Raw genomic sequence first — 23,596 nt, forward strand, 5'->3', positions numbered from 1 at the left:
TCGGCGCTGGCGCGAATATCTTGACTGCCGTCGGCGCCGTTAAGTCAGTTGTCCATGGCTCAGCAGAGGCGACCCGGCGGGCAGATGAACTTTCAATGCCTTGGGCATGGCGCTGAAGCGCAGATTCTCGCCGCGCAATGGCTCGCCATCGAGGTTGATGTCGAGGTTCTCCTTGCTGTTGATTTCGACCCACGGCAGCCGCGCGCGCACGAACAGTGTTTCCAGTCCGCCGCCACCGAGCAGGCTTTTCAAGGTGCCGACCACTTCGGTCGGTGCCGGCAAAATGCTGATCTCCAGCAGTCCGTCGTCGACCACGGCTTCGGGGCACAATTCGTGGCCACCACCGGCCTGGCGTCCATTGCCGATGCCCAGCGCCAGCAGATCGCCTTCCCAATGGAAGTCCGGGCCGCTGAGCGAGGCGGAGGCGGCACGTAATTCACTGAATCGCGACAGCCCGGTGAACAGGTAAGCGGCGCCACCGAGCACCTTCTTCAAGTCTTCGGAAGTGTTGGCCGTGACCTGGCTGCCGAAACCGCCGGTTGCCATGTTGAGAAACACCTGCCCGCCCACTTCACCAAGATCGATGGCCTGAGGCTCGCGGGCAAGCAGCGCCAATGCGTGTTCGGGTTCCAGCGGAACGCCGGCGGCACGTGCGAAATCGTTGGCTGTGCCCAGGGGCATCAACGCCAGGCTGGCGTCGGTCTTGGCCAGCGCCATCGCTTCGGCGACATCGCGCAGGGTGCCGTCGCCACCGCCGGCGATGATCTGGGTGTAGCCGGCTTGCAGCGCCTCATCGACCAGACGCTGGGCGTCGCCGCCTTCCCAGGTCAGACGCACGTCCAGTGCGTTGCCCTGCTCCCGGTAATGCTCCACCGCAGTGCGGACGTCTTCGTTGGAAGCTTGTTTGCCGTGCAATATCAGGATTGCCTTGCGCTCGCTCATGCTGCATGTCTCCGGTGGCCAGTAAGTGGAACTGTGCCTGATGTGACCACAGCCGCAGGAAAAAAAGCCCGACCGAAAACTTTTTAACCATTCGTGCATTTACCACTCGCCAACGGTTCTCGTTTAGGCTTTACTGCGAAGCAACTGGCCACTATCGAAGTCGCCGTTACCCCCCGATTCCTGCACGTTCAGCCCGTCTCCAGGCTGGCGGTAGCATTGTCGAATCGCTGAATCCTGCGCTTTACCCTTCTTCATTGACCTTTTCATGCATCCAGCCCGGCTGGACGTGTGCGCTTGCCTTCGCAGGTGCCGTCCGCCACCTTCAACTCGAGGCTCGACCTATGACGACTCTGATTCCCTGCATCATCGCCGGAGGCTCCGGCACCCGCCTGTGGCCCGTATCGCGTGAAGCCATGCCCAAGCCATTCATGCGCCTGCCGGACGGCGAGAGCCTGCTGCAGAAAACCTTCGTTCGTGCCGCCCATCTGCCGGGCGTGGACCGTGTGCTGACCGTGACCAACCGCGAGGTGTTCTTCCGCACGCTGGACGACTACCGCCAATTGAACGACCGCGATGCCCTGCTCGACTTCATTCTCGAACCTGCGGGCCGCAACACCGCGCCAGCCATTGCCAGCGCCGCCCTGCATGCCGCCAAGCACTACGGCGCGTCGGCGCAGTTGCTGGTACTGCCGGCCGACCACCTGATCCGCGACATCGACGCCTTCCAGGCTGCGGTCAGCGCAGCACGCAAGAAAGCCGACGAGGGTTGGCTGGTGACGTTCGGCCTGGTGCCGCAAACGCCGGAAACCGGTTTTGGCTACATCGAGCGCGGCGCCGACCTGGGCGATGGCAGCTATCAAGTCGCGCACTTCCGTGAAAAGCCGGACCAGGCCACCGCCCAGGCCTACCTGGACAGCGGCGACTACCTGTGGAACGCCGGCATGTTCTGCATGCGTGTGGACGTGCTGCTGCGCGAACTGGAAAAGCACGCGCCGGACGTGCTGCTGGCCGCCACCACCTGCCTGCAGGTCAGCCACAGCAAGCAGGGCAACCGCGAGCTGCAGGTCGAGCTGGACAGCAGCACCTTCGCCCTGGCACCGGACATTTCCATCGACTACGCACTGCTCGAGCGCTCCGACAAGGTGGCGGTCATTCCGTGTCAGATGGGTTGGAGCGACATCGGTTCGTGGCAGGCGGTGCGCGAGCTGACTCCGGCCGACGCACAGGGCAACCAGTGCAACGGCGAAACCGTGCTGCATGACGTGAGCAATTGCTACATCGACTCGCCACGCCGCCTGGTCGGTGCCGTCGGCCTCGACAACCTGGTGGTGATCGATACGCCGGACGCACTGCTGATCGCCGACGGCAGCCGTACCCAGGACGTCAAGTTCCTTGCCCAGCAGCTCAAGCGCCAGGGCCACGATGCCTTCCGCCTGCACCGCACGGTCACCCGGCCATGGGGCACGTACACCATCCTCGAGGAAGGCAAGCGCTTCAAGATCAAGCGCATCGTGGTCAGGCCCGGCGGCACCCTGTCGCTGCAGATGCACCACCACCGCAGTGAACACTGGATCGTGGTCAGCGGCATGGCCCGAGTCACCAACGGTGACAACGAGTTCCTGCTCGACACCAACGAGTCGACCTTCATCAAGCAGGGCCACGTGCACCGCCTGGTCAACTCCGGGGTGATCGACCTGGTCATGATCGAGGTGCAAAGCGGTGAATACCTGGGCGAAGACGATATCGTGCGCTTCACCGACATCTACGGCCGCGCACCGGCGGCCGTCGAAGCGACCAAGAGCAACGCTTAAAACAGCTCGCTGAACGGGATGAAGGCGACCAGATCGCCTTCATTCAATGTGCAGCCTTCGCGTATTTCCACCAACCCATGGGCCCAGGCGGCGCTGAGCAGCACGCCGGAGCTCTGGTTGGGATAGATCACCGCCCGGCCCTGCTCGATACGCCCGCGCAGGTATTCGCGACGAGTACCGGCGCGTGGCCAGGCGAATCCGGCTGGCACCTGAAAGCTCAGTGGCGCAACGTCGCGCACACCCAGCCGACGCAGCAGGTAAGGCCGTGCCAGCAGGGTGAACGTGACCAGTGTCGACGCGGGATTGCCCGGCAGGCCGATGACCGGTACGCCACGAAAGTGGCCGAACGTCAGCGGCTTGCCGGGTTTGATCGCCAGTTTCCAGAGAGCCAGCTGCCCTTCCTCGCGCAAGGCGATGCCGAGAAAGTCGGCTTCACCCACCGAGACGCCTCCCGTGGACAGAATCAGGTCCACATCCCCCAGGGCCGACAGGCGCTGGCGTGTCTGTTGCAGATCGTCGGGCAGAATCCCGGCATCCACCACCTCACAGCCCAAACCGCTCAAGGCACTGCACAGCACCTGACGATTGCTGTTGTAGATCTGTCCGGGCCCCAGCGGCTGACCTGGCTCGACCAACTCATCTCCCGTGGACAGCACCGCCACCTGTGGCCGACGGACCACGTCGATGTGCGCATGCCCCATGGACGCCAACAGGCCCAGTTCAATCGCACCCAAGCGGCTGCCGGCTTCGAGCAGGCGTTCGCCGATGCGGGTTTCCTGGCCCTGGGGACGTATGTTCTGGCCGACCCTCAAGGGCTGGTCGAAGCTCACCCGCTCGTCGTCCACGATCTGCGCGTTCTCCTGCATTTCCACGCAGTCGGCGCCTTCGGGCATCGGCGCACCGGTAAAGATGCGTGCGCACGTGCCGGGTTCCAGGGGCGCGGGCACGGCGCCCGCGAACACGCGCTGGCTGACCCGCAACGGCTCGCCTTGCCAGTCTTCACGGCGCAGCGCGTAGCCGTCCATGGCGCTGTTGGGCCAGGGCGGCAGGTCGAGGGTGGCGATCAGGTCAGCGGCCAGCACGCGGCCACTGCCCTGGGCCAGGGCGATTCGTTCACGCTCGCGGACAGGCGTGGCGTCGGCCATGGCCAGCAGTTGCGCCAGCGCCTGTTCTACCGGAAGCAACGGCTGCGCCGCCGGCAACTCAACCACGGCTGACGCAGGGCTCGGCCTGCTTGAGGTGTACGACGAAGTTGCACGGCCGGTGACGCACGTCCAACTGCTCGGCAAGAATGCCGTCCCAGCCGGTACGGCACGCATTGGTCGAACCGGGCAGGCAGCACACCAGGGTACCGTTGGCGAGCCCGGCGAGCGCACGCGACTGCACGGTCGAGGTGCCGATGTCGGCGACGGAGATCTGCCGGAACAGTTCGCCGAACCCGTCGACCTGCTTGTCCAGCAGGCAGGCCACGGCTTCCGGAGTGCTGTCGCGGCCGGTGAAACCGGTGCCACCGGTGATCAGCACCACCTGGCATTGGTCATCGGCAATCCACTGCGCCACCTGGGCGCGGATTTTGTACAGGTCGTCCTTGAGCAGTACGCGAGCGTAAAGCCCGTGGCCTGCCGCGCTCAGGCGGTCGACGAACAACTGGCCGGAGGTATCGGTTTCCACGGTGCGGGTGTCGCTGACAGTCAACACCGCGATATTGAGCGGCACAAAGGGTACATCTGCCTTGGCTTTCATTGGCTGGGTCCGGTTGTTTGGCGGGATGGACGGTGTTATATCACAGCCCCACAGCCACTGTCCGAGGCCCCGAATGAACCCTGTCGACACCTTGCCCCCCTGCTCCGTCCTGCTGCTGGCAGGTGGCCGCGGACAACGCATGGGCGGCCGCGACAAGGGCCTGATCGACTGGCATGGCCGGCCCTTGATCGAGCATCTGCAACAGCACGTGCGCCCTCTGACCGATGACCTGATCATCTCCTGCAACCGCAATTATCCGCGCTACGCGGCCTTCGCCGACCGGTTAGTGCACGACGACAGCGGCGACTTTCCCGGACCGCTGGCGGGCATTCTGGCCGGCCTGAGCGCCGCTCGACACCCGCTGCTGCTGGTATTGCCCTGTGACGTGCCGGGCGTGGACGAGGCCTTGCTCGAAGCCATGCGCCATGCGCAGCACGCTCAGCCGACCCTGCCGTTGATGGTGCGCCAGGGTACGTTCTGGGAGCCGTTGCTGTGCATCGTTCAGAAGGCGCATCTGCCGGTCGTGCAGCAAGCCTGGGATGCCGGCGAACGGAGCCCTCGCAATGTCTTGCTGGCACTCGGCGCCCAGCCGCTGCAATGTGCCGAGAACGATCCGCGCCTGGCCAACCTCAATACGCCACAACTGCTGGGTCGCTGAGCGGGTCGGCAAGCGCTAGACTGCGGCGGTCGGGCCAATGGAACTTTGCTGGCACAAACCGCGTCTCATCCCCGTATACGCCAGCACCCTTTTTTGTTTTGTGGAGAAACACAATGACTCACCGGATCCTTCCCGCCTTCATGCTCGCGCTGGGCCTGGCATCGCTTGCCGGTTGCGCATCGCCTACCGTGATCACCTTGAACGACGGTCGTGAAATCCAGGCAGTGGACACGCCCTCCTATGACGAAGACGCTGGTTTCTACGAATTCGAGCAACTGGACGGCAAGACTACCCGTGTCAATAAAGACCAGGTCCGTACCGTCAAGGAACTCTGATTAAACAGAGTTCCAGTGTTGCAAGACAAAGCCCGCCCTCTGGCGGGCTTTGTCGTTTCAGAACGTCAGCTTCAGTTGTGTCTCGAAATTGCGCAGGCGGCCGTCGATCGGGTCGTGGAACTGCAGCGAGCGGGCCAGCAGTTTCAATGGCCGGGCATAGTCGTCCACCTCGGTATGGCTGAGCTGCGGGTAGAACGGATCGTTGCAGATGCTGGCGCCCAGCGCGGTCATGTGGACGCGCAACTGGTGAGTCTTGCCGGTGACCGGGTTGAGCACGTAGCGCCAGAAGTGCTCGCCTTTCTCGGCGACTTCCAGGCGGGTTTCACTGTTGCTCGTCCCCGGCACTTCACGCATGCGGAAAAACGGTTCGCCATGCTCCAGGCGGCTGCGATGTACCAATGGAAAGGCCAGTTCAGGCAATGCGGGCGCGATGGCCTCGTAGCGCTTTTCGATCTGTCGGGTGGGGAACAACTGCTGATAGGCACTGCGTGTCTGCGGATTGGCCGAGAACAGCACCAGACCCGCCGTGTGCCGGTCAATGCGGTGCAGCGGCACCAGGTGGGGGTTGTCGAGGCGGCGAATGAGGCGCCGCAACAAGGTGTGCTCGACGTACTCGCCAGTCGGGGTCACTGGCAGGAAGTGGGGCTTGTCGGCCACCACCAGATGTTCGTCGACGTGCAGCACCTGCTCCTGCGCGGCAATCGGCCGCTCGTTCGGCACTTCGCGAAAGTAATGGATGCGCAGGCCCTGGCGGTAGCCATGGGCGGGTCCGATGGGTACGCCGTCGGCGTCCAGCACCCGGTCCCTGGCCATGCGGCTCAACCATTGAGCGCGGTCGATGGCCGGAAAATGTTCGCACAGGCAATCCAGCACGGTCGCCCATTTGCCGGGTGGCAGGCACAGGGTGCTGGCCTGATGCGCAGCAGGGTCGAATTTGGGTGCAGACATGCCTTGATCCACGATGGTTTCAGGCCGCGATTATCGCCCACGGCGCCACGGCTGTCATCGCGCGTGGACAGCCTCGGCGGCCTCGGTGAATTCCTTGAGCCAACGCAGCACCTCGACCGCTTCCCAGCGCGTGGGGTCGTACAAGGCGTACAGCAGGCCCTTGTAGCCGACCACATCCAGCGGTCGGTGATAGCCGGCGCGCTGGAAGAGCGCCTCGACTTCGGCGAAACAGGTGTTGAAGTGCAGCTTGCTGAACGGGGTCTTGCCTTCGGTAACCAGGCCGTCGAGACGCAGTTCCAGCACGGCTTCGCGAACCACGTCCGGGGCCATGCGGTTGACGCTGTACTTGAGTTGTTCGACGTTGAGCATGGGCGAGCGATTATCCATATACTGTATCTTTATACAGCATAAGGCAGCCGCCCGAGACCCGTCAATTGCCCCGACATGTCGATTATGGGCTATACAAGGGATTATCCCGCGCAATGGCACTGAACCTTCGGGATCACCCTCACTCGAAATATCCAGACGCCACCCATATGGAGATCAACATGGCCACCCCGAGCACCAAAGCAGCCCAAGAAGTTCTCAAAGCCGATTTTCAGACCCTGGTCCGTGACACCGAGAAACTACTCGAGCACACCGCCAGCATCGCCGGCACCCAGGCCGAAGAATTGCGTGCGCAGATCAACGAAAGCCTGCTCAAGGCTCGTGAGTCGCTGCAGCAAACCAAGGAAACCGCTGCCGAGCGTAGCCAGGAGGCCGTAGTGGCCGCCGAAGGCTACGTGCAGGAAAACCCATGGCAGTCAGTCGGCATAGCTGCCGGTGTCGGCTTCCTTCTGGGCCTGCTGGCCACAAGGCACTGATATGTCTCTCCTCGACTCGGATACCACAGATAACAGCACCGGCTCCACGTCTCGGCGCCTGGGTGCTGCCATGCTCGGCCTGCTTCGCAGTCATGTCGAACTGTTCGGCATCGAGTTGCAGGAGCAGAAATCTCGAACCGTCAGCCTGTTGCTGTTCGCAGGCCTGGCCCTGGTCTTCGCCCTGCTGGCACTGGTGGCGTTGTCCGGGCTCATTCTGATTCTGCTGTGGGACAACTACCGCATGGCCGGCATGGTCGGCCTGGCGGTGTTCTACGTACTGGCAGGTATCTTCTGCGCATTCCGTCTCAAGGCGGCTGTGTTCGATGAATCTTCGCCGTTCAGTGGAACACTGGAAGAACTGGCCAATGACCGGGAGCGCCTGCTGCCATGAGCCGAAACGAACCTACCAGCGCGCAGTCGCGGCGCGACATGCGCAAGTCGTTGATTCGCCTGCGCATGGAAATGCATCGCCAGGAGCTGCGACATGAGTCGCGACAACTGGTCAATCCACTCAACCGCCTGCGCGGATTGGGCCAATCGGTGCAGACCAGCATGGGTATCAAGCATGCCTCGCTATGGGGTATTGCCGGTGTCACCCTGATGGGCTTCCTGACCGGCCGCGGGGCTGGTAACAGCGCTCGTGCTCCGGTCGTCGCGCCCGTGCGTGGTCCGGGCCGTCTCTCGCGACTGGCCAAGGTCGGTACGCTGCTGTTGCCAGTGATCAAACTGGCCATGCAGGGCTCTTCGCGCAGACGCTAGGCCTGGCTGAAAAAGCAACCCGGGTGCGGTCGTAAACGTATCCGGGTTGTTTTTTTTTGCCTGACTTTCCTGGCTGCACCTACCTGCTCATACGTTCAAGGCCCGATGCCAGCCTTGCCAGCCAGCGCATGCAGGCCGACACTGCAGGCTCGATCGGGTCCCGGAGGAATCGCCTTGGATTGGCACACACTGCTTACACGCGAACGCTTGGGCAAGCCCCTGCACAGCCCGGAAGAACTGGGCCGCAGCCCGTTCCACAAGGATCACGACCGCATCATCTTTTCCGGCGCCTTCCGCCGGCTGGGGCGCAAGACCCAGGTCCACCCAGTGTCGAGCAACGATCACATCCATACCCGCCTGACCCATTCTCTGGAAGTCAGTTGCGTGGGCCGCTCTTTAGGCATGCGTGTTGGCGAAACACTGCGTGATCAGCTGCCGCAATGGTGCGAGCCCAGCGATTTGGGCATGGTCGTGCAATCGGCCTGTCTGGCCCACGACATCGGTAATCCGCCTTTCGGACATTCCGGTGAAGACGCCATTCGCCACTGGTTCCGCCAGGCAGCCGGGCGTGGCTGGCTCGACGCAATGAGCGAAGTGGAGCGCGACGACTTCCTCAATTTCGAAGGCAACGCCCAAGGCTTCAGGGTGCTGACCCAGCTCGAATACCACCAGTTCGACGGGGGGACCCGGCTGACCTACGCCACCCTGGGCACCTACCTCAAGTACCCGTGGACGGCGCGTCACGCCGACGCATTGGGCTACAAGAAGCACAAGTTCGGTTGCTACCAGAGCGAACTGCCGCTGCTCGAACAGATTGCCGGCAAGCTGGGTCTGCCACTGCTCGAAGAGCAGCGTTGGGCCCGGCATCCACTGGTGTACCTGATGGAGGCAGCGGACGACATCTGCTATGGCCTGATCGATCTGGAAGACGGCCTGGAAATGGAGTTGCTCGACTACGCCGAAGTCGAGGCACTGTTGCTCGACCTGGTAGGCGATGACATCCCCGACACCTATCGCCAGCTCGGTCCAATGGACTCGCGGCGGCGCAAGCTGGCGATCCTGCGCGGCAAGGCCATCGAGCACCTGACCAACGCCGCCGCGCGCGCGTTCGTCGAGCAACAGCAGGCGTTGCTGGCCGGCCAGCTCAGTGGTGATCTGGTCGAGCACATGCACGGTCCGGCCAAGCGCTGCGTGCTCGACGCCAAGGACATGGCACGCAAGAAGATTTTCCAGGACAAGCGCAAGACCCTGCACGAGATCGGCGCCTACACCACCCTTGAAGTGCTGCTCAATGCGTTCTGTGGCGCGGCGCTGGAGCAGCACACCACTGGCAGGTTGTCGTTCAAGCACCAGCGCATTCTCGACTTGCTGGGGCATAACGCGCCACAGCCGGACTGGCCGTTGCACAAGTCGTTCCTGCGCATGATCGATTTCATCGCAGGCATGACCGACAGTTATGCCGCAGAAATGGCCGGCGAAATGACCGGGCGCTCGAACTCGTTCTAGTCGGTAGCGCGGAAATAAACGAATACAAACGATAGTTGACTCTTTGGAATCAAACTATCTTTGTATTCCGTTACGTTTATATCTGTAGGAAGTTTCCTAGATTCACTCTTTGCCGAGTCCATTCGTATGCCCTTCGAAGCAACTGGGCTAAGGTGCGCGCTTTTACTGGATCGTTCAGGAGAGGCTGCATGCGTAATGTATTCATCATCGATGATCACCCTGTCATTCGGCTCGCCGTCAGAATGCTTCTGGAAAACGAAGGCTATTGCGTCGTAGGCGAAAGCGACAACGGGGTGGATGCCATGCAAATGGTGCGCGAGTGTCAGCCTGACCTGCTCATTCTCGATATCAGCATTCCCAAGCTCGACGGGCTGGAAGTACTGGCCCGCTTCCACGGCATGAATGTCCCCTACAAGATCCTGGTACTGACCGCCCAGGCCCCGGCCCTGTTCGCCATACGCTGCATGCAGTCGGGCGCCGCCGGTTTCGTCTGCAAGCAGGAAGCCCTGAGCGAGTTGATCAGTGCCGTACGCGCGGTGTTCTCCGGTTACAACTACTTTCCCAGCCAAGCGTTGATCCCCTCACGAGAGGATGAAGGCCAACTTCAGGAACTCGAACTGTTCAAGACCATCAACGACCGAGAGTTGATGGTCTTGCAGTTATTTGCCCAGGGCCGCAGCAACAAGGAAATTGCCACAGGCATGTTTCTCAGCAACAAGACAGTCAGTACCTACAAGAAGCGCCTGATGCAGAAACTTCAGGCGAACTCGTTGGTGGAACTTATCGAAATGGCCAAGCGCAACGCGCTGGTGTGACTGCCTGCATGAACATGATCGACCAACTCGACGCCTTGACCGGCGGCAACAGCGTGCTCACGCGGCGACTGCTCGAGGAAGTCCTGAACAGCTGCACGGACGATGGCCAACGACTGCTCGCCATACCCGACGACGACCATCAGGGGGTGGTGGAGATGGCGCACAAGATAAATGGCGCCGCTCGCATCGTCCAGGCGCATGCCGTCTATGAAGCGTGCCTGGCACTGGAAACGAGCGACCCGCTGGACGATCTGCGGCCAGGACGCGAGGCGCTGCACCTGGCGTTGCTGGGGTTGCAGGCACAGCTGCGGCAGACCCTCGCAGGGCTGGACGAGTAGGTGCGGGGCGAGTCATTTGTCACTGAATCAGGCAGGCGCCTGGCTTAACTGGTAAACTGCGCCGCGATATTACCTAAGAGGATTGTTTCATGGCCACTAACCGCTCCCGTCGTCTGCGCAAAAAACTGTGCGTCGACGAATTCCAGGAATTGGGTTTCGAATTGAACCTGGACTTCAAGGAGGATTTGGCTGACGAGCAGATCGACGCATTCCTCGATTCGTTCCTGACCGAAGCAATGGACGCCAATGGCCTCGACTACGTTGGCGGCGACGACTTCGGTCTGGTTTGCCTGGCCAACCGTGGCTCGGTCACCGAAGAACAGCGCGCTATCGTCGAAGCCTGGCTCAAGGGTCGCAGCGAACTGACCCGCGTCGAAGTCAGCCCGTTGCTGGACGCCTGGTACCCAGAGAAGCCGATCAACTCGGCAGCTTGATGTACCGCTGAAAAAGGCCATCCCTCGGATGGCCTTTTTTGTGGGCGCGATTCGCTAACGGGGTCCCGCTGCGCCGGCGTGGGCCCGCGCTACGCGCGATGCGCTCTGCCTGCCCAGTGCAAACATGATCGACTGCCCTGCCCGCACGACTTGCGCCAGATCAACGCCGGTAGCGATGCCCAGCCCGTGCAGCAGGTAGAGGACGTCCTCGGTAGCGACGTTGCCGCTGGCGCCCGGCGCGTAGGGGCAACCGCCCAGCCCCGCCACGGAACTGTCGAACACCTGCAAGCCTTCCAACAGGCAGGCGTAGATGTTCGCTACGGCCTGGCCATGGGTATCGTGAAAGTGTCCGGCCAGGTGCGCTCGGGGCACGCGCTGTGCAACCACCTCGATCAGTCGTCGCGCTGCCCCAGGCGTACCGACGCCGAGGGTATCGCCCAGGGAAATCTCGTAGCAGCCCATCTGCAGCATGACGCTGGCAACGTCGCGTACCTGCGCCGGAGTGATCTCGCCTTCATAGGGACACCCCAGCACGCATGACACGTAACCGCGCACCTTGATGCCGCGCTGGGCAGCGGCCGCAAGCACCGGTTCGAAGCGCTGCAGGCTCTGCGCGATGGAGCAATTGATGTTGCGTTGGGAGAAGGATTCAGACGCCGCGGCAAACACCGCAACTTCCGACGCCCCGGCTTCGATGGCAGCCTCGAAGCCTCGCAGGTTCGGCGTCAGTGCCGCGTAGGTCACCCCCGGCGAACGTTCGATGGCGCGAAAGACCGCTGCGCTGTCGGCCATCTGCGGCACCCAGCGCGGCGACACGAAACTGCCGACCTCGACATGCTGCAGGCCCGCTGCAACCAGGGCGTTGACCAGCGCAACCTTGTCTTCGACGGGCACACGGCCGGGCTCGTTCTGCAACCCGTCACGGGGGCCAACCTCGACGATTCGCACCGATTCAGGCAGCATGTTCGGCCTCCTCCAACTCGATCAGCACGGTGCCTTCGGTGACCATCTCGCCCTCTTCGCAGCACAGCGCCTGAATCACCCCGGCCCGGTTGGCACGCACGGTGTGCTCCATCTTCATCGCCTCCAGTACGACCAAGCCATCGCCCAACGCCACCTGCTGGCCCGTACTGACCAACAGCCGGACGATGCTGCCGTTCATGGGCGCGGCGAGCGAGTCATTGGGCGAATGGGCGGTCGCGCCCGTTGCCAGGGCGTCGACCAGCGCGACCTCGTAGGGGTCGCCCTGCCACTGCAGGTAGACGACGTCGCCGCGCCGGCCGAGCAGCCGCGTTCCATCCGGGCCGGCGCCAGCGCTGCTCAAAGCCACCGTGCACAACTGCGTGTGGGCGCCACAGCGCAGGTCGAGCGTGGCTTGCGCAGGCGTCAGTTGACGCCATCCGGTGGCAGCGCTCCAGGGTGAATGCGGGTCTTGTTCACAGGCCATACGCGGGGCCGAGCGCAGATAGGCACGCGCGGCGCTGTGCCAGAACGCTTCGGTCAGCACCGGGGGCGTGGGCAGCAACGCCTCGGCATGGCGCTCGATGAAACCGGTGTCGATTCGAGCCTGGGCGAAAGCCGGCGTGGCGAGAATGCGCTGCAGCAAGGCCAGGTTGCTCTTGATCCCGCCGACCGCCGTTTCGGCGAGCATCGCCAGCAGGCGCAGCCGAGCCTCTTCACGGGTTTCGCCCCAGGCGATGAGCTTGGCGATCATCGGATCATAGAAGGCCGAAATCACGTCGCCTTCACGCACCGCGCTGTCCACCCGCCGACCGAGGCCGGCTGGCGGTTCCCGATACAGTGCCAACTGCCCACTGGCGGGCAGAAAACCGCCTGCCGGGTCCTCGGCATACAGGCGCACCTCGATGGCGTGCCCGATCAGCGGAACCTGCGCCTGAGTCAGCGGCAGAGCTTCACCGCGGGCGACGCGAATCTGCCAGGCCACCAGGTCCAGCCCGGTGATCGCTTCGGTCACCGGATGCTCGACCTGCAGGCGGGTATTCATCTCCATGAAATAGAAGCGGCCTTGCTCGTCGAGCAGGAACTCGACCGTACCTGCGCCCACATAGCCGATCGCCTGGGCTGCGCGTACGGCAGCTTCGCCCATGGCCTGGCGCAGGGCGGCATCGAGCCCCGGTGCCGGTGCTTCCTCCAGCACTTTCTGATGCCGTCGCTGGATGGAACAGTCCCGCTCGTGCAGATAGAGACAGTGCCCCTGTGCGTCGGCAAACACCTGAATCTCGACGTGCCGGGGCGCCACCAGGTATTTCTCGACCAACATATGTCCGTCACCAAAGGCTGCCACGGCTTCTCGCCGCGCCGAGTCCAGGGCAGGCGCAAGCTCGGCGGCGGACTCGGCCACCTTCATGCCCTTGCCGCCACCGCCGGCAGCGGCCTTGAGCAGCACCGGGTAACCGATGCGCTGCGCCGCATCAGCGAAGGTCGACAGGTCCTGGGCCTGGCCGTGGTAGCCCGGCACCAGCGGCACTCCGGCCCGTTCCATCAGGGCCTTGGCCGCCGACTTGCTGCCCATGGCTTCGATCGCCTCGGCGGGCGGGCCGATGAACAGGATGCCCTCGAGCGCCAGGCGGCGGGCGAAGGCGGCGTTTTCCGACAGGAAGCCGTAGCCGGGATGGACCGCATCGGCGCCACAGGCCAAGGCTGCGGCAATCACTTTGTCGATCTGCAGGTAGCTGTCGGCGGGCTTGCTGCCACCCAAGGGGATGGCCAGATCGGCCTCATGCACGTGGCGAGCATCGGCGTCGGCGTCGCTGTAGATGGCCACGCTGCGGATGCCCATGGCCCTGGCGGTGCGGATGATGCGGCAAGCGATCTCGCCGCGGTTGGCGATCAGCAGGGTCGCCACGGTGTGCGCAATGGGCTTCATGGGGTCACCTCCGCCCAGGCGGGCGCGCGTTTGTCGAAGAACGCCTGCATGCCTTCCTGGCCCTCGGCGCTGGTGCGCAGCCGAGCGATCAGGGCCTGCGCTTGGGCCTGGCGTGGCGCCGTCGCCTTGCCGTCGCCGATGGCCAGCAGCAGCGCCTTGCAGGCGCGCATCGCGTCGGGACCGTTGCCCAGCAGACGCCGTTGCCACGCCTGCACCGCGTGTTCGAGTTCGGCGCGCGGATACACTTCGTCAAGCAGTCCCAGTTCGCGGGCTCGCACGGCATCGAAACGCTCGGCGCTGAGCGCATAGCGACGCGCGGCGCGCGTGCCTATGGCCTGGACCACGTAGGGACTGATCACCGCCGGGGCCAGGCCCAGGCGCACCTCGCTGAGACTGAACAGCGCATCGTCGGCGGCGATGGCCATGTCGCAGCAACTGATCAGGCCCATGGCCCCGGCGAAGGCAGCCCCTTGAACCACTGCCACGGTGGGCAGCGGCAACTGCTGCAGTTGCTCCATGAGGCGGCCCAATTGCTCGGCTTCAGCGAGATTTTCGGCGTAGCTCAAACGGGCGCTCGCCTGCATCCAGGCCAGATCGGCACCGGCGCTGAAATGTCGCCCATGGCCACGCAGGAACATGAAGCGCAACCCTGGCCGCTGACTGATGTGGTCGAAGGCCTGGCGCAGCTCCTCCAGCATGAGCGCATTGAATGCGTTGTTCTTGTCCGGTCGATCGAGCCAGACGCTGGCCACGTGTTCGGCGCTGATGTGCAGCTGTATCGTGGAGAATTCGTGCATACCCTGATCCCCGATTCCTGATGAGTGCATGGGCTACATGCGGAAGACGCCGAAGCGGGTTTCGGCCAGCGGTGCGTTCAGCGCCGCCGACAAACCCAGCGCCAGCACGGTTCGGGTTTGCGCCGGATCGATCACGCCGTCGTCCCACAGGCGTGCCGAGGAATAGAACGCCTGGGCCTGCTGTTCGTACTGCGCTACCAATGGCTCGGCCAGTTGCCGGGCCTGTTCGTCGCTGAACGCCTGTCCCTGGCGCTGGGCCTGCTCCTGCTTGACCTGGACCAGCACGCCAGCCGCTTGCTGGGCGCCCATCACGCCGATCTTGGCGTTCGGCCACATCCACAGGAAGCGCGGATCGTAGGCGCGCCCGCACATCCCGTAATTGCCCGCGCCGTAGCTGGCGCCGATGATCACGGTGAACTTGGGCACCTTGGCGCAGGCCACCGCCGTGACCAGCTTGGCGCCGTGCTTGGCGATACCGCCGGCCTCGTATTTCTGGCCGACCATGAAGCCGGTGATGTTCTGCAGGAACACCAGGGGGATTCCCCGCTGGCACGCCAGCTCGATGAAGTGCGCGCCCTTCTGCGCGGCTTCGGCGAACAGCACGCCGTTGTTCGCCAGGATCGCCACCGGGTAGCCATGGATATGGGCGAAACCACAGATCAGGGTCGACCCGAACAGTGCCTTGAACTCGTCGAAGGCCGAGTCGTCGACGATGCGCGCGATGATCTCGTGGATCGGCAGGGGCTGCTTGGGGTCAGTGGGGACCAGGCCGTAGATCTCGTCTGCGGCATGGCGGGGCGGCCGTGGTTCGATACAGGCCAGCCAGTCCTGCTTGCGTCCGTTCAGATGGGCGACGCAGCGCCGGGCTATCGCCAGTGCGTGCTGGTCGTTTTCGGCGTAGTGGTCCGCTACCCCCGACTGCCGGCAATGCAGGTCGGCACCACCGAGGGCCTGCGCGCTGACCACCTCGCCGGTGGCGGCCTTGACCAGGGGCGGGCCGGCCAGAAAGATGGTCGCCTGATCGCGAACCATGATGGTCTCGTCACTCATGGCCGGCACATAGGCGCCGCCGGCCGTGCACGAGCCCAGCACCACAGCGATCTGGGCAATGCCCTGGGCGCTCATGTTGGCCTGGTTGAAGAAGATCCGCCCGAAGTGCTCGCGGTCTGGAAACACTTCGTCCTGACGTGGCAGGTTGGCGCCCCCGGAGTCGACCAGATACAAGCAGGGCAGGTGGTTGTGCTGGGCAATTTCCTGGGCGCGCAGATGCTTCTTCACGGTCAGCGGGTAATAGCTACCGCCTTTGACCGTGGCATCGTTGGCGATGATCATGCATTCCACGCCGGACACCCGTCCGATACCGGTGATCAAACCGGCAGCGGCGACCTGTTCGGGGTACACCTCGTGGGCGGCCAGCAGGCCCACTTCGAGGAAGGCCGAGCCCGGATCGAGCAGCACGTCGATACGCTGCCGCGGCAGCAGCTTGCCGCGCGCGACATGCCGCGCCTGCGCCGCTTCACCGCCGCCCTGGTGAATCTGCGCCGCGCATTGCTGCAGCGTGTCGAGCTGCCGCAGCATCGCTTCACGATTGGCGGTGAACTCGGCGGAGCGGGTGTTGATCTGGGTGTGCAGAATGGCCATGGGCATTTCCTGTGCGAATACGACACCAGAGGGAGGCGTCAGCGGTTGCGGGCTCAGCGGGTCTGCTCGAACAACTCGCGGCCGATCAACATGCGACGGATCTCGCTGGTGCCTGCGCCGATCTCGTACAGCTTGGCGTCACGCCACAGCCGCCCGGCGGGAAATTCGTTGATGTAGCCATTGCCGCCGAGGATCTGGATCGCTTCACCGGCCAGCCAAGTGGCTTTCTCGGCGGCATACAGAATGACCCCGGCGCAGTCCTTGCGCACCTGGCGCACGGGTGCCTGGCCCAGTGCATCGAGGTGCCGGCCCACGGCGTAGAGGTACGCGCGACAGGCCTGCTGAGTGGTGTACATGTCGGCCAGCTTGCCCTGGATGAGCTGGAACTCGCCGATGCTCTGGCCGAACTGCTGACGGTCGTGGATGTACGGCAGCACCAGGTCCATGGCCGCCTGCATCAGCCCCAGCGGGCCGCCGCTGAGCACGGCGCGCTCGTAGTCCAGGCCGCTCATCAGCACACCGACCCCCTGCCCCGGCTGGCCCAGCACGTTGTCCACCGGCACTTCGACGTCCTGGAACACCAGCTCGCCGGTGTGCGAGCCGCGCATGCCCAGCTTGTCGAGTTTCTGTGCGACGCTGAAGCCGGGCGCGCCTTTTTCGAGGATGAACGCAGTGATGCCCTTGGCGCCAGCCGCCATGTCGGTCTTGGCGTAGACCACCAGCACGTCGCAATCCGGGCCGTTGGTGATCCACATCTTGGTGCCATTGAGCACGTAGCGGTCGCCTTTGAGGTCGGCGCGCAGGCGCATGGAGACGACGTCTGAACCTGCGTTCGGCTCGCTCATGGCGAGCGCACCGATGTGTTCGCCGCTGATCAGCTTCGGCAGGTAGCGGGCCTTCTGTTCGGCGTTGCCGTTGCGGTTGATCTGGTTGACGCACAGATTGGAATGGGCGGCGTAGGACAAGCCGATGGCCCCCGAGCCGCGCGAGATCTCCTCCATGGCGACCATGTGCGCCAGGTAGCCCATGCCCGTTCCGCCCCACTCTTCGGCCACGGTCAGACCCAGCAGGCCCATGTTGCCGAACTTGCGCCACAGGTCGGCGGGAAACTGGTCGCTGCGATCGGCCTCGGCGGCACGCGGTGTGATTTCACGCGCCACGAAAGCCGCGACCGAATCGCGCAGCATGTCGATGTCTTCGCCAAGGAAGAAATCCAGTCCCGGTACTGAAATCATGTTCGCCACCCACTTGTTATTTTTTTTGGGGAGAAAGCTGTTGAGCACAATGATCTTGCAGGAAGCGTTACAGAGTGCACGGTGCGCCGCAAGCGCGTGCTCCGGTCAACTCTGCAGTGCGGCGCGGCAGCGCTCTTCAGCGGTGTCTAGCTCGACCTGCATCTGTTCGATGTCCAGCATCTGCTGCTGTAGTTGCGCCCGGCGCTCGGTGATCTTCTCCAGAAACCGGTCGAGTTGCTTGCGGTTACCCGACGGGTCGTACATGTCGATGAGCTCTTTGCATTCGGCCAGCGAGAAACCGATGCGCTTGCCGCGCAGGATCAGCTTCATCGCCACCAGATCGCGGGGCGCATAGATCCGTTCCTGGCCACGGCGCGTGGGCGTCACCATGCCCTGTTCTTCATAGAAGCGCAGGGTCCTGGGCGTTACGTCCAACAACTGCGCTATATCGGAGATGCTATAGGTTGGGCTCACGTCAATCGACTTCCTCATGCTTTACGTTAACGTAAACGTCAGCGAGAGGCCTGTCAATACACGCGGCTGGGCTATCGAGGGGTGGGAAGTCTCAAGACGCGCTCCAGCGAACGCGTCATCGGCAGCGGTCAGGCGAAGGCAGGCACACCGCTGTGGAAGCGAAATTCGGGATCGGGACTTTCGATCAGTTCGGCTTCAGCTACACGGACCTTGTCGACGGTACGGGCGATATCGGCGGCATCGCCGTATTGATGGGCCAGTTTCAGGTAGCCCTGATAATGCCGCGCTTCGCTCATGAGCAGGCCGTTGTAGAAGGTGCCCAGCTCTTCGTCCAGATGCGGCACCAGCGCCGCGAAACGCTCGCAGCTGCGTGCTTCGATGAAGGCGCCAACCACCAGGGTGTCGACCAGCTTGACAGGCTCGTGGTTGCGCACCTGCTTGCGCAGCGACGAGGCATAACGGCTCGCCGACAGCGGCTGCAACTCGACTCCGCGGCGCTTCATCAGACGCAGGACCTGCTCGTGATGCACCAGCTCTTCGCGCGCCAGGCGCGACATCATGTTGATCAGGTCGGCATGGGTGCAGTACTTGGCGATCAGGCTCAGGGCCGTGGAGGCTGCCTTGAATTCGCAGTTCTTGTGGTCGATCAGCAAGGTCTGCTGGTCGGCCAGCGCGGCCTGGACCCAGGCATCGGGCGTGGGGCAGCCGAGAAAGGCATGAATTTCAGACAACATGGCCAGGCACCTGGAAAAAAGGGGGCGATTATACCCAGCTCGCCTGCAACTGGGTATGTGCGCCGAACGACAGGCGGTGCGAGGCGATCAGTCGCTTTTCTTGCGGATCCAGTAGCGGTACGTACCGCCCTCCTCGTCCTGCTGAACCAGCTCATGGCCCAGGAATACGCAGAACTTGGGGATGTCGCGACGGGTCGAGGGGTCGGTGGCAATGACTTTCAGCAGGCCGCCTGCAGGCAGGTCGCGCACATGCTGGTGCAGCATCATTACCGGTTCCGGACAGCTCAGGCCAGTGGCATCCAGAGTACGGTCGGCAGGCAAGGTTTGGGTCATGAAAAGCTCCAGGTCAAGCGGGCATTCAGGCGCACGTTCGAAACCAATAGTGTAGCGCCGGCACGCGGTTCAAGCGCAGCGTGCGACCTCAGGCCGCAGCGCTCGGATCGGTCAGCGCCGGCCACCGTCTAGTCGACGCAGGTGGCAGGTGACTTCCTCGCGGTCATGGTAGAGCTGCTTGCAGCCAATCTGCACCTTGATGCCGCGCGTCTTGAAACCGTCCTCGATGCGTTCGAGCAAACGCCGCACTTCGGCATAACGCTGCTTCATCGGCAGCTTCAGATTGACCACCGCTTCGCGGCAGAGGTTCTCGCCCAGCCAGGTTTCCAGCAAGGCGGCGTTGCGCGCCGGCTTCTCGACGATGTCGCAGACCATCCAGTCCACCGTCTGCTTGGGCCGATAGGTGAAACCGTCGGCCATCAGATGGGTGACCAGTCCGGTGTCCATCAGGCTCTGCGCCATCGGCCCATTGTCGATGGCAGTGACCAACATACCGCGGCGTACCAGTTGGTAGGTCCAGCCACCGGGTGCGGCGCCCAGGTCGACACCGGTCATGTCGCCGTGCAGGCGTTCGTCCCATTGCTCGCGGGGAATGAAGTGATGCCATGCCTCTTCGAGTTTCAGGGTCGAGCGGCTGGGCGCTTCGCGGGGGAACTTGAGCCGCGGAATGCCCATGGGCCACATGGCGAAATTACCCGCGTCGGCCACACCCAGGAAGACTTCGCGACCACTCTTGAACGTCAGCAACAGGCGCGGCAGGTTGGGGTCTTCCACCAATCTGCCAGCACCGAGCAAAGCCTTGCGCAGCGGCGCCTCGAACTTCTTGCAGAAATTCGACAGCTCCTTGCCATCGTTGGTGTCGAGCACTTCCAGCCACAGGCTGCCGCACACTGGGTAGGCTGCCAGGTGGTCGAGCAGCACGCTGATGCGGTCGGTTTCTGGCAACTGCACGAAATCGCCCCTTGCCCACTGCCGCGGAAATATCAAGTCACTAAAGCGCAACTCGCGCATCAGCCGCGCCGGACCGCCCGGTTCATGGCAGATGAATTCGGCACAGGCGGTCAGCGGCTTCGCCTTGGCATACCCGGCAACCCCCAGCCGTGCGGCGTGTTCGGCGATCTCCGAGCAGACCTCGCCTTCGAAGCCGGGGCGGCAATGCATAAACAGCGTATTCATAAAGGGACTTTCACCGCCGGGGGCTCAAATCGGCGCATGATAAAGGAAATCGGAACCCTGAGCATGCACTGGAAGTCCCTGACTGAAAGAACCTGTTTATCCAGCCCGTGCCGTGCGGGCCTGAAAAGGAGCTGATCCATGTCCTCCCTCGATAGCCTGAAAAGCCTCAAGACGCTCGACGTCGGTGGCACGTCCTATCACTACTTCAGCCTGCCCGATGCCGCCAACAGTCTGGGCGATCTGCAGAAACTGCCGATGTCGCTCAAGGTCCTGCTGGAAAACCTGCTGCGCTGGGAAGACGGCAAGACCGTGACCGGCGCCGATCTGCAGGCCCTGGCCGATTGGCTGCAGGAGCGCCGTTCCGATCGCGAAATTCAATACCGCCCTGCACGGGTACTGATGCAGGATTTCACCGGGGTACCCGCGGTGGTCGATCTGGCCGCCATGCGCGCCGCCGTGGCCAAGGCCGGCGGTGACCCGCAGCGAATCAATCCGCTGTCGCCGGTCGACCTGGTGATCGACCATTCGGTGATGGTCGACCGCTATGCCACCGGGCAGGCGTTCGAGGAAAACGTCGACATCGAAATGGAGCGCAATGGCGAGCGCTATGCGTTCCTGCGCTGGGGTCAGAGCGCGTTCGACAACTTCAGCGTAGTCCCGCCAGGCACCGGCATCTGCCACCAGGTCAATCTCGAATACCTGGGCCGCACCGTGTGGACCAAGGAAGAGGACGGCCGCACCTACGCCTTCCCTGACACCCTGGTCGGTACCGACTCCCACACCACCATGATCAACGGCCTGGGGGTATTGGGCTGGGGCGTCGGTGGTATCGAAGCGGAAGCCGCCATGCTTGGCCAGCCGGTGTCGATGCTGATTCCCGAGGTGATCGGCTTCAAGCTCACCGGCAAGCTAAAGGAAGGCATCACGGCCACCGACCTGGTGCTGACCGTGACGCAGATGCTGCGCAAGAAAGGCGTCGTGGGCAAGTTCGTCGAATTCTACGGTGATGGCCTGGCCGATCTGCCCCTGGCCGACCGCGCGACCATTGCCAACATGGCGCCAGAATACGGCGCCACCTGTGGTTTCTTCCCGGTGGACGACGTGACCCTGGGTTACCTGCGCCTGTCCGGACGGCCGGAAGCCACCGTGCAACTGGTGGAGGCCTATTGCAAGGCGCAGGGCATGTGGCGTCTGCCCGGTCAGGAGCCGGTCTTCAGCGATACCCTCGGGCTGGACATGGGTGAGGTCGAGGCCAGCCTGGCCGGGCCGAAGCGCCCGCAGGATCGCGTGGCACTGCCCAAGGTCAGCGCGGCGTTCGACGATTTCATCGGCCTGCAGCTCAAGCCGACCAGCAAGGAAGAAGGCCGCCTGGAAAGCGAGGGCGGCGGTGGCGTGGCGGTGGGCAACGCCGACCAGACCGAAGGTACGCCGTATACCTGGCGCGGCAAGACGCATAATCTGCAGCATGGCGCGGTGGTCATTGCGGCCATCACCTCGTGCACCAATACCTCCAACCCCAGCGTGATGATGGCCGCCGGACTCGTGGCGAAGAAGGCGGTCGAGAAAGGCCTGACCACCAAGCCATGGGTCAAGACTTCGCTGGCCCCCGGTTCCAAGGTCGTCACCGACTACTATCGGGCCGCGGGCCTGACCCAGTACCTGGACACGCTGGGCTTCGCCCTGGTCGGTTATGGCTGCACCACCTGCATCGGCAACTCGGGGCCGCTGGACGAGCCTATCGAGCAGGCCATCCAGAGCGCGGACCTGACCGTGGCTTCGGTGCTCTCGGGCAATCGCAACTTCGAGGGCCGGGTACACCCGCTGGTGAAGACCAACTGGTTGGCCTCACCGCCGCTGGTGGTCGCCTACGCCCTGGCCGGCAGTGTGCGTACCGACATCAGCAGTGAACCCCTGGGCACCGGCAGTGATGGCCAGCCGGTCTATCTTCGCGACATCTGGCCGACTCAGCAGGAGATCGCCGACGCGGTGGCCAAGGTCGACACGGCCATGTTCCACAAGGAGTACGCCGAGGTGTTCGCCGGCGATGCGCAATGGCAGGCAATCGAAGTGCCGCAGGCGCCTACCTATGTATGGCAGGCCGATTCGACCTACATCCAGCACCCACCCTTCTTCGAGGACATCGCCGGCCCCGCGCCAGTCATCGCCGACGTGCAGGGCGCAAGCATTCTGGCCTTGCTGGGTGATTCGGTCACCACCGACCACATCTCCCCTGCGGGCAACATCAAGGCCGACAGTCCCGCGGGGCGTTACCTGCGCGACAAGGGCGTGGAACCGCGTGATTTCAACTCCTATGGATCGCGCCGGGGCAACCATGAAGTGATGATGCGCGGGACCTTCGCCAACATCCGTATCCGCAACGAAATGCTTGGGGGTGAAGAAGGCGGCAACACTCTGTTCATTCCTACGGGCGAGAAACTGCCGATCTACGATGCGGCCATGCGCTACCAGCAGGCCGGAACGCCGTTGGTGGTGATCGCCGGCCAGGAGTACGGCACCGGCTCGAGCCGCGACTGGGCTGCCAAGGGTACCAATCTACTGGGCGTCAAAGCCGTGGTGGCCGAGAGCTTCGAACGCATTCACCGCTCCAATCTGGTCGGCATGGGCGTACTGCCATTGCAGTTCACCAACGGCCAGAGCCGCAAGAGCCTTGCCCTGACCGGGCGCGAGACGCTGGACATCGTCGGTTTGAGTGGTACCCGCTTGCAGCCGCACATGCGCCTGGACCTGCACATCCGCCGTGAGGACGGCCAGCAGGAAACCGTCGAACTGCTGTGCCGGATCGACACCCTCAACGAAGTGGAGTATTTCCGTTCCGGCGGTATCCTCCACTATGTATTGCGTCAGTTGATCGGCAACCCGGTGGTATAAGCCATCTGTAGGAGCGGTCAGCGGCCGCGAAAGAGTCACCGCGAAGGATCTGACAAGCCGCGGCGTCTGGTTCGCGGCCGCGGACCGCTCCTACGGAGGGACTGCATACCTGTGGGAGCGGTCAGCGGCCGCGAAAGAGTCACTGCGAAGGATCTGACAAGCCGCGACGTCTGGTTCGCGGCCGCGGACCGCTCCTACGGAGGGACTGCATGTCTGTAGGAGCGGTCAGCGGCCGCGAAAGAGTCACCGCGGAGGATCTGATATGTCGCGGTGTATGG

25 protein-coding genes are annotated in these 23,596 nt (G+C 63.5%); 11 read left to right on the top strand and 14 right to left on the bottom strand.

Annotation, left to right across the window (positions count from 1 at the left end):
- Positions 1–39: 39 nt before the first annotated feature.
- Positions 40–942 carry a lipid kinase YegS gene (gene yegS, locus IFT57_RS01295; RefSeq protein WP_122796866.1) on the bottom strand — a complete coding sequence of 301 codons (903 nt, stop codon included), beginning with the start codon at positions 940–942 and terminating at the stop codon, positions 40–42.
- Positions 943–1,283: 341 nt separating this feature from the next.
- On the opposite strand from yegS, the gene IFT57_RS01300 reads away from it, so the two are divergent.
- Positions 1,284–2,753, top strand: coding sequence for a mannose-1-phosphate guanylyltransferase/mannose-6-phosphate isomerase (locus IFT57_RS01300; RefSeq protein ID WP_192150061.1), 1,470 nt, complete (start codon positions 1,284–1,286; stop codon positions 2,751–2,753).
- On the opposite strand, the gene IFT57_RS01305 is transcribed toward IFT57_RS01300, so the two are convergent.
- Together IFT57_RS01305 and moaB are read right to left on the bottom strand one after the other, a co-directional pair.
- A complete protein-coding gene (locus IFT57_RS01305; RefSeq protein ID WP_342030324.1) occupies positions 2,750–3,964 on the bottom strand; it encodes a molybdopterin molybdotransferase MoeA in 1,215 nt (404 codons plus the stop codon). The two genes, IFT57_RS01300 and IFT57_RS01305, sit on opposite strands and share 4 nt — an antisense overlap.
- Positions 3,957–4,496, bottom strand: a complete 540-nt coding sequence (gene moaB, locus IFT57_RS01310; protein ID WP_122712977.1) for a molybdenum cofactor biosynthesis protein B — start codon at positions 4,494–4,496, stop codon at positions 3,957–3,959. Before moaB ends, IFT57_RS01305 begins: the two co-directional genes overlap by 8 nt.
- Positions 4,497–4,569: 73 nt before the next feature.
- Here moaB and mobA point away from each other — a divergent pair, with 73 nt between their 5' ends.
- Together mobA and IFT57_RS01320 are read left to right on the top strand one after the other, a co-directional pair.
- Positions 4,570–5,154: a molybdenum cofactor guanylyltransferase MobA gene (gene mobA / locus IFT57_RS01315; RefSeq protein ID WP_192150065.1), complete on the top strand. Its 585-nt coding sequence runs from the start codon at positions 4,570–4,572 to the stop codon at positions 5,152–5,154.
- A gap of 113 nt (positions 5,155–5,267) precedes the next feature.
- The gene (locus IFT57_RS01320; protein ID WP_043188230.1) at positions 5,268–5,489 is read left to right on the top strand and encodes a YgdI/YgdR family lipoprotein; all 222 of its coding nucleotides are present in this window, start codon (positions 5,268–5,270) and stop codon (positions 5,487–5,489) included.
- 57 nt (positions 5,490–5,546) lie between these two features.
- On the opposite strand, the gene IFT57_RS01325 is transcribed toward IFT57_RS01320, so the two are convergent.
- Together IFT57_RS01325 and IFT57_RS01330 are read right to left on the bottom strand one after the other, a co-directional pair.
- Entirely contained in the window at positions 5,547–6,437 is an 891-nt protein-coding gene (locus IFT57_RS01325) for a pseudouridine synthase (RefSeq protein WP_122800534.1), read from the bottom strand.
- Between the two features lie 54 nt (positions 6,438–6,491).
- Positions 6,492–6,806, bottom strand: coding sequence for a transcriptional regulator (locus IFT57_RS01330; RefSeq protein WP_122478820.1), 315 nt, complete (start codon positions 6,804–6,806; stop codon positions 6,492–6,494).
- A gap of 179 nt (positions 6,807–6,985) precedes the next feature.
- Between IFT57_RS01330 and IFT57_RS01335 the strand changes: the two genes are divergently transcribed.
- From IFT57_RS01335 to IFT57_RS01365, 7 genes are all read left to right on the top strand, one after another.
- Positions 6,986–7,300: a DUF883 family protein gene (locus IFT57_RS01335; protein WP_122478822.1), complete on the top strand. Its 315-nt coding sequence runs from the start codon at positions 6,986–6,988 to the stop codon at positions 7,298–7,300.
- Position 7,301: 1 nt separating this feature from the next.
- Positions 7,302–7,691, top strand: coding sequence for a phage holin family protein (locus IFT57_RS01340; RefSeq protein ID WP_049859111.1), 390 nt, complete (start codon positions 7,302–7,304; stop codon positions 7,689–7,691).
- Positions 7,688–8,059: a hypothetical protein gene (locus tag IFT57_RS01345; RefSeq protein ID WP_122796874.1), complete on the top strand. Its 372-nt coding sequence runs from the start codon at positions 7,688–7,690 to the stop codon at positions 8,057–8,059. Before IFT57_RS01340 ends, IFT57_RS01345 begins: the two co-directional genes overlap by 4 nt.
- Before the next feature lie 174 nt (positions 8,060–8,233).
- Positions 8,234–9,565, top strand: a complete 1,332-nt coding sequence (locus IFT57_RS01350) for a deoxyguanosinetriphosphate triphosphohydrolase (RefSeq protein ID WP_122712981.1) — start codon at positions 8,234–8,236, stop codon at positions 9,563–9,565.
- A gap of 188 nt (positions 9,566–9,753) precedes the next feature.
- Positions 9,754–10,380: a response regulator transcription factor gene (locus tag IFT57_RS01355; protein WP_122712982.1), complete on the top strand. Its 627-nt coding sequence runs from the start codon at positions 9,754–9,756 to the stop codon at positions 10,378–10,380.
- Positions 10,381–10,388: 8 nt separating this feature from the next.
- Positions 10,389–10,718, top strand: a complete 330-nt coding sequence (locus IFT57_RS01360; RefSeq protein ID WP_192150067.1) for an Hpt domain-containing protein — start codon at positions 10,389–10,391, stop codon at positions 10,716–10,718.
- Between the two features lie 89 nt (positions 10,719–10,807).
- Positions 10,808–11,152 (top strand): YggL family protein, encoded by a 345-nt coding sequence (locus tag IFT57_RS01365; protein ID WP_192047467.1) that lies wholly within the window; start codon positions 10,808–10,810, stop codon positions 11,150–11,152.
- Between the two features lie 54 nt (positions 11,153–11,206).
- On the opposite strand, the gene IFT57_RS01370 is transcribed toward IFT57_RS01365, so the two are convergent.
- The 9 genes from IFT57_RS01370 to rlmM form a co-directional block, all read right to left on the bottom strand.
- Positions 11,207–12,115 carry a hydroxymethylglutaryl-CoA lyase gene (locus tag IFT57_RS01370; RefSeq protein WP_192150069.1) on the bottom strand — a complete coding sequence of 303 codons (909 nt, stop codon included), beginning with the start codon at positions 12,113–12,115 and terminating at the stop codon, positions 11,207–11,209.
- Entirely contained in the window at positions 12,105–14,039 is a 1,935-nt protein-coding gene (locus tag IFT57_RS01375; protein ID WP_192150071.1) for an acetyl/propionyl/methylcrotonyl-CoA carboxylase subunit alpha, read from the bottom strand. The genes IFT57_RS01370 and IFT57_RS01375 overlap by 11 nt, the downstream gene beginning before the upstream one ends.
- Positions 14,036–14,836, bottom strand: a complete 801-nt coding sequence (locus tag IFT57_RS01380; RefSeq protein ID WP_192150073.1) for an enoyl-CoA hydratase-related protein — start codon at positions 14,834–14,836, stop codon at positions 14,036–14,038. Before IFT57_RS01380 ends, IFT57_RS01375 begins: the two co-directional genes overlap by 4 nt.
- A 33-nt stretch (positions 14,837–14,869) precedes the next feature.
- Positions 14,870–16,477 carry a carboxyl transferase domain-containing protein gene (locus IFT57_RS01385; protein ID WP_192150075.1) on the bottom strand — a complete coding sequence of 536 codons (1,608 nt, stop codon included), beginning with the start codon at positions 16,475–16,477 and terminating at the stop codon, positions 14,870–14,872.
- A 53-nt stretch (positions 16,478–16,530) separates the two neighbouring features.
- Entirely contained in the window at positions 16,531–17,709 is a 1,179-nt protein-coding gene (locus IFT57_RS01390; protein ID WP_342030331.1) for an isovaleryl-CoA dehydrogenase, read from the bottom strand.
- Between the two features lie 108 nt (positions 17,710–17,817).
- Complete coding sequence (locus IFT57_RS01395) at positions 17,818–18,186, bottom strand: MerR family transcriptional regulator (RefSeq protein ID WP_122796887.1); 369 nt, start codon at positions 18,184–18,186, stop codon at positions 17,818–17,820.
- A gap of 128 nt (positions 18,187–18,314) precedes the next feature.
- Positions 18,315–18,920: a tRNA isopentenyl-2-thiomethyl-A-37 hydroxylase MiaE gene (miaE, locus tag IFT57_RS01400; protein ID WP_446730806.1), complete on the bottom strand. Its 606-nt coding sequence runs from the start codon at positions 18,918–18,920 to the stop codon at positions 18,315–18,317.
- Between the two features lie 87 nt (positions 18,921–19,007).
- Positions 19,008–19,253, bottom strand: coding sequence for a sulfurtransferase TusA (gene tusA / locus IFT57_RS01405; protein WP_122712992.1), 246 nt, complete (start codon positions 19,251–19,253; stop codon positions 19,008–19,010).
- Between the two features lie 111 nt (positions 19,254–19,364).
- Positions 19,365–20,429 carry a 23S rRNA (cytidine(2498)-2'-O)-methyltransferase RlmM gene (gene rlmM, locus IFT57_RS01410; RefSeq protein WP_192150079.1) on the bottom strand — a complete coding sequence of 355 codons (1,065 nt, stop codon included), beginning with the start codon at positions 20,427–20,429 and terminating at the stop codon, positions 19,365–19,367.
- Positions 20,430–20,567: 138 nt separating this feature from the next.
- Between rlmM and acnA the strand changes: the two genes are divergently transcribed.
- Positions 20,568–23,318, top strand: a complete 2,751-nt coding sequence (gene acnA, locus IFT57_RS01415) for an aconitate hydratase AcnA (RefSeq protein ID WP_192150081.1) — start codon at positions 20,568–20,570, stop codon at positions 23,316–23,318.
- Positions 23,319–23,596: the final 278 nt, after the last annotated feature.

Source organism: Pseudomonas sp. CFBP 13719 (assembly GCF_014842095.1).
GTDB lineage: Bacteria > Pseudomonadota > Gammaproteobacteria > Pseudomonadales > Pseudomonadaceae > Aquipseudomonas.

Bases quoted from the DNA above. Each gene is read 5' to 3' on its own strand.
- yegS (WP_122796866.1), bottom strand. From the start codon at position 942: ATGAGCGAGCGCAAGGCAATCCTGATATTGCACGGCAAACAAGCTTCC.
- IFT57_RS01300 (WP_192150061.1), top strand. From the start codon at position 1,284: ATGACGACTCTGATTCCCTGCATCATCGCCGGAGGCTCCGGCACCCGC.
- moaB (WP_122712977.1), bottom strand. From the start codon at position 4,496: ATGAAAGCCAAGGCAGATGTACCCTTTGTGCCGCTCAATATCGCGGTG.
- mobA (WP_192150065.1), top strand. From the start codon at position 4,570: ATGAACCCTGTCGACACCTTGCCCCCCTGCTCCGTCCTGCTGCTGGCA.
- IFT57_RS01320 (WP_043188230.1), top strand. From the start codon at position 5,268: ATGACTCACCGGATCCTTCCCGCCTTCATGCTCGCGCTGGGCCTGGCA.
- IFT57_RS01325 (WP_122800534.1), bottom strand. From the start codon at position 6,437: ATGTCTGCACCCAAATTCGACCCTGCTGCGCATCAGGCCAGCACCCTG.
- IFT57_RS01330 (WP_122478820.1), bottom strand. From the start codon at position 6,806: ATGCTCAACGTCGAACAACTCAAGTACAGCGTCAACCGCATGGCCCCG.
- IFT57_RS01335 (WP_122478822.1), top strand. From the start codon at position 6,986: ATGGCCACCCCGAGCACCAAAGCAGCCCAAGAAGTTCTCAAAGCCGAT.
- IFT57_RS01340 (WP_049859111.1), top strand. From the start codon at position 7,302: ATGTCTCTCCTCGACTCGGATACCACAGATAACAGCACCGGCTCCACG.
- IFT57_RS01345 (WP_122796874.1), top strand. From the start codon at position 7,688: ATGAGCCGAAACGAACCTACCAGCGCGCAGTCGCGGCGCGACATGCGC.
- IFT57_RS01355 (WP_122712982.1), top strand. From the start codon at position 9,754: ATGCGTAATGTATTCATCATCGATGATCACCCTGTCATTCGGCTCGCC.
- IFT57_RS01360 (WP_192150067.1), top strand. From the start codon at position 10,389: ATGAACATGATCGACCAACTCGACGCCTTGACCGGCGGCAACAGCGTG.
- IFT57_RS01365 (WP_192047467.1), top strand. From the start codon at position 10,808: ATGGCCACTAACCGCTCCCGTCGTCTGCGCAAAAAACTGTGCGTCGAC.
- IFT57_RS01370 (WP_192150069.1), bottom strand. From the start codon at position 12,115: ATGCTGCCTGAATCGGTGCGAATCGTCGAGGTTGGCCCCCGTGACGGG.
- IFT57_RS01375 (WP_192150071.1), bottom strand. From the start codon at position 14,039: ATGAAGCCCATTGCGCACACCGTGGCGACCCTGCTGATCGCCAACCGC.
- IFT57_RS01380 (WP_192150073.1), bottom strand. From the start codon at position 14,836: ATGCACGAATTCTCCACGATACAGCTGCACATCAGCGCCGAACACGTG.
- IFT57_RS01385 (WP_192150075.1), bottom strand. From the start codon at position 16,477: ATGGCCATTCTGCACACCCAGATCAACACCCGCTCCGCCGAGTTCACC.
- miaE (WP_446730806.1), bottom strand. From the start codon at position 18,920: ATGTTGTCTGAAATTCATGCCTTTCTCGGCTGCCCCACGCCCGATGCC.
- tusA (WP_122712992.1), bottom strand. From the start codon at position 19,253: ATGACCCAAACCTTGCCTGCCGACCGTACTCTGGATGCCACTGGCCTG.
- rlmM (WP_192150079.1), bottom strand. From the start codon at position 20,429: ATGAATACGCTGTTTATGCATTGCCGCCCCGGCTTCGAAGGCGAGGTC.
- acnA (WP_192150081.1), top strand. From the start codon at position 20,568: ATGTCCTCCCTCGATAGCCTGAAAAGCCTCAAGACGCTCGACGTCGGT.